This is a genomic window from Chamaesiphon sp. GL140_3_metabinner_50, assembly GCF_025361915.1.
Lineage (GTDB): Bacteria > Cyanobacteriota > Cyanobacteriia > Cyanobacteriales > Chamaesiphonaceae > Chamaesiphon.
Window position 1 is genome coordinate 1 of sequence record NZ_JANYJC010000301.1, and the last position, 4,134, is coordinate 4,134.

At 45.4% G+C, this 4,134-nt stretch carries 2 protein-coding genes, 2 tRNA genes and 1 pseudogene; 4 read left to right on the forward strand and 1 reads right to left on the reverse strand.

Annotated features, from left to right (window positions below):
- From Q0R35_RS14695 to Q0R35_RS14710, 4 genes and pseudogenes are all read left to right on the forward strand, one after another.
- Window positions 1–951 (forward strand): annotated as a pseudogene (locus tag Q0R35_RS14695) (AarF/ABC1/UbiB kinase family protein); the annotation flags it as partial.
- A gap of 285 nt (window positions 952–1,236) precedes the next feature.
- A tRNA-OTHER gene (locus Q0R35_RS14700) sits at window positions 1,237–1,362 on the forward strand.
- A 127-nt stretch (window positions 1,363–1,489) separates the two neighbouring features.
- Window positions 1,490–1,607, forward strand: a tRNA-OTHER gene (locus Q0R35_RS14705).
- 127 nt (window positions 1,608–1,734) lie between these two features.
- On the forward strand, window positions 1,735–3,339 hold the full coding sequence (locus tag Q0R35_RS14710) for a TROVE domain-containing protein (RefSeq protein WP_295619792.1): 1,605 nt from the start codon (window positions 1,735–1,737) through the stop codon (window positions 3,337–3,339).
- 29 nt (window positions 3,340–3,368) lie between these two features.
- Here Q0R35_RS14710 and Q0R35_RS14715 read toward each other — a convergent pair.
- Window positions 3,369–4,134: HAD-IA family hydrolase (locus tag Q0R35_RS14715; RefSeq protein ID WP_295619795.1), on the reverse strand; the 766-nt coding region annotated here is incomplete at its 5' end.

Below are 4,134 nucleotides of genomic sequence, written 5' to 3' on the forward strand. Positions count from 1 at the left end.
AGCCAAGTCAAGCCATATCAACGGTATGGTTTGGTAGAAGCGATCGTGCATTTAGTCAATCGCGATTTCGATGGTTTAGGACGAGATTTTGTGAAGTTAGAATTTCTGACTCCAGATACAGATCTCACCCCAATTATTCCGGCGTTAACTTATGTATTTAATAGTTCGCTAGGAATTAGTGGTACTAACATCGCCGACTTAGATTTTAAGAGCGTTACCGACCAATTATCGGGCGTAATGTATGAATTCCCATTCCAAGTTCCAGCTTACTATGCATTGATCTTGCGATCGCTGGCTACTCTCGAAGGAATTGCAATTTCTGTCGATCCTGAGTTTAAAGTACTCGCGAAGGCTTATCCTTATGTTGCCAAGCGGTTATTGACAGATCCCGCACCAGATTTACGAAACTCCCTTAAAGAACTATTATTTAAAGATGGTTCCTTCCGCTGGAATCGCCTAGAAAATCTGCTCAATAATGCCCGCAGCAGCGACGAGTACGATTTAAATCAAGTTATCGACCAAACCTTAGATTTTATTCTCTCCGATCGCGGTACCTTCATTCGCGACTACCTCGCCGATGAAATCGTTCGCGGTTTGGATAGTTTCGGCAATAATACCCTCCAAAATGTCACCCACGCAATTCAAAAAGGGATCGGCATGAAGGTACCCACACCCCCTGTAAACGCTCAATCTGAATCGAATGGACTCGAACATATCCAGCGAATTTGGGGCATCTTACAACAGACTAAAGGCTTCGATCCGGCGATCGTTTTACCTCGGATTCCGCAGATTTTAATGAAATCGGAAACCCAATCTTTCGGTCAAAAAATTGCTAGCGGTTTAACCCAACGGATGGCAGCTCGCCTAATTCGTGAGGTATTATTACAGGATGTGTCCAACGATGTGGTAGTCACACGACCCCAATTGGCTTTACCCAATCGCGGACGATAGGCAAATCGGATAATTTTGGCAAATGAAACAAAACCCAACATCTGGAACACTTACCCGTGCCGATGTTGGGCTTTTGGATACGTCCAATCTATAGCGATCTCCAGGGTGGTTAGGACAGTAAAACTAGTGTTGCTACAAACCCGACTTTTTGGAAAAGTCGGGTTTGTGTCTTAACCGACATTGTGAGAAAAAGAGCGATCTCGATCGCAACACACTAAGATCGAATCAGTTACGATTAATTTATCGATCGAATTTATACTCGATCGGTGGGAATAATCTCTATATGGAGCGGATCGCCTAGTGGTTATGGCAGGTGTTTTAAAATTCTTTGATTGATAACTTGCCTGTAAAGGCTGTAAGTCGAAGATTATCGGTTCACCCATGCGCGGGTTCGATTCCTGCTCTGCTCCAACAAAATATAACTTATGGGATAGGTTCAAGCCTTAATTAATAACTTGTCTGCAAAGGCTGAAGATTAAGGGTTATCGGTATGGTAACTGAAAAGTTATGCGGGTTCAAACCCCGCCTTGTCCCCTTGCGGCGGGTAGCTCAGTGGTAGAGCGATTGAAAAACACTCTTTATTCGCTCCTTGCCAGCAATGGCTGAAGAATTAAGGTTATCGCAATTGGTCGTGAGTTCGACTCTCACCCCGCCGAATTATCCAAGCTAAAATCCCGAAACAAATGGTAGGGGCAATTCATGAATTGCCCCTACCATTTGTTTCGAGCGGGGTAACGCACCATCTTCGATTTATTACTTGTCTGAAAAGACTGAAAATACACCATGACATACAACTTTTTTACCAACAAACAAACCCAAACCCCGCAAACTCAACCCATCCCCGGACGCGAAGCCGAAATGATTCAAGCGCGCTCTGGTGCGTATACATTCGATGCAGGGATTTGGAAAATGCTGCGGCGGTGTCTATTAATCGGCTCGTCGCAAAATGCTTACTATGCAAGTAAGCACGAATTGACAGACGATTTTGTCAATACTGTCAAGCAAGCTATTATTGAAGACCCGGTTCGCACCGCCCAAGAAATTGTCTATGCCAGCGATGGTAAAGCGATTAATAATAGCGCGCCAATTTTAGCATTAGTCTTGCTATCGATGGGTGAAACGCCAGCAGCAAAAACCGCATTTTTGGAAATTTTTCTTCAAGTCGTGCGGACTGGTAGCCATTTTTACGAATGGTTGAATTACACTAAATCTTTGCGCGGAATGGGCAAAATTATCCGCACAGCCGGACAGAGTTGGTTAGCTAAAGAAGATGCTAAAGCTGTTGCTTACCAATTACTAAAATATCAACAACGTAATGGTTTTACCCACCGTGATGCGTTGCGGTTGTTTCACGTTCAACCACCGACTAAAGACCACGAACTTTTATATCATTGGGCAGTCAAAGGATGGGATGAATTACCAACCGAGATTCCCAGCATTCCCCTCGCTCAAATCTGGTGGTATGAGTGGCTAAAACGCAACCCAGAACGCACGCATGAGGCGATCGCGCAAGGTAGACTCACGCACGAAATGGCGGCTCCTGTCGGCAAAATGGATGTCAGAGCTTGGCAGTTATTGTTTGAGGAAATGCCGATCGGAGCTATGCTCAGAAATCTCGGTTCTTTAACAGATTTAGGTGTAATCAGAGCAGATCGAACAGTTAATCTAGATCGAGTCGAATCGGTTTTAAATAATCGCGATCGAGTCCGTGCGGGTAGAATTCACCCGATCGATGTTTTAAAAGCACTTAAAACTTATCAATCTGGCGGTAATATGGGTAAAAGTAGTAAGACTTGGACACCAGTACCACGGATTATCGATATCCTCGAAAAAATGGTAGAACTAGCCTTCGATTCGATCGAGCCAACTGGTAAAGTCTTCATGCACGCTGTGGATGTATCCGGCTCTATGTCTTGGACTGCACTACCATCGGTAGGCTTGACCTGCTGTGAAATTGCGACCGCAATGGCATTAGCATCGGCAAAAGCGGAAACCAACTATATGATTCGTGGATTTTCTACCGAATTCATCGATTTAGATATTACGAAGCAAGACACATTTACCTCGGCATTAAGGAAAGCTAAAAACCAAAATTTTGGTGGTACCGATGCTAGTGTCGCTTACGATTGGATGCTGAAAAACAACTTTAAAGCGGATGTAATTTGCTTTTGGACTGATAGCGAAAGCTGGGCGGGGTCTAAACATCCCAGCCAAGCTCTAGCAGAGTATCGGCGGAAAATAAATCCCCACATTCAGGCGATTTATATCACCTTACAATCGGCAAAAATTACTTTAGTAGATCCTCAAGATCCGCTGTCTTGGGATTTAGGCGGCTTCGATCCGACTATGCCGAGAGTCATTCAAACGATCGCGCAAGAGGCAATGTAGCAAAGGCGATTGCCTCAAGCCGATCGACATTACAAGCTAAAATAGGTAGCTAGATGCCACCGATCGGCAAGTAATGAAGATAAGCTTTCGACATTGATGTCGGTTAAATCTGGCATTACTAGATCTGCGGCGTAAAAATCTTGACCGGAGACAGCGGCTCCAGGGGTAGCTAGCGTGGTAATCCCTGCGGCTTTAGCAGCGGAAATACTTGCGGGACTATCTTCGATCGCGATCGCCTCGTCAGCAGCAATACCGAGCTGTTCGAGACAATAAATATACGCGTCGGGTGCTGGTTTTGGTTTAGCAATCTGCTCGATGGTCACGATCCGAGCAAACCTGGCGAAAGGGAGTAATCCGGCTAATGCCGCGCCGATAGCTTCGACATTCTCACCTGCTGTCGATGTGCAAAATGCAACTTTAATATCTGCCCTCTGGCAAGCATCGATCGTTTCGACGACACCCGGACGCGGACTTAGGGGAGTGTTCGCCAATAATTCCCCAAAATGTTTGGTTTTGGATTGATGCAGCTTGGCAATTATCTCATTGCCAACACCAGCGCGGTTGGAGTTGGCATCGCGATAGGCTCGGAGGCGATTTCGACCGCCATTGGTGGCGAGTAATTTACTGTATGTAGATATATCCCAGTTCCAGTCAAGTCCAGCTTCGGCAAATGCCGCATTAAAGGCTTGACGCTGGAGATCCGATGTTTCGGCGATCGTACCAATTGCACCGAAGATTACTGCTTTGAGAGTCATAGATTTTAGTGGATAGGGGATATTGGATAGCTTGCACTGA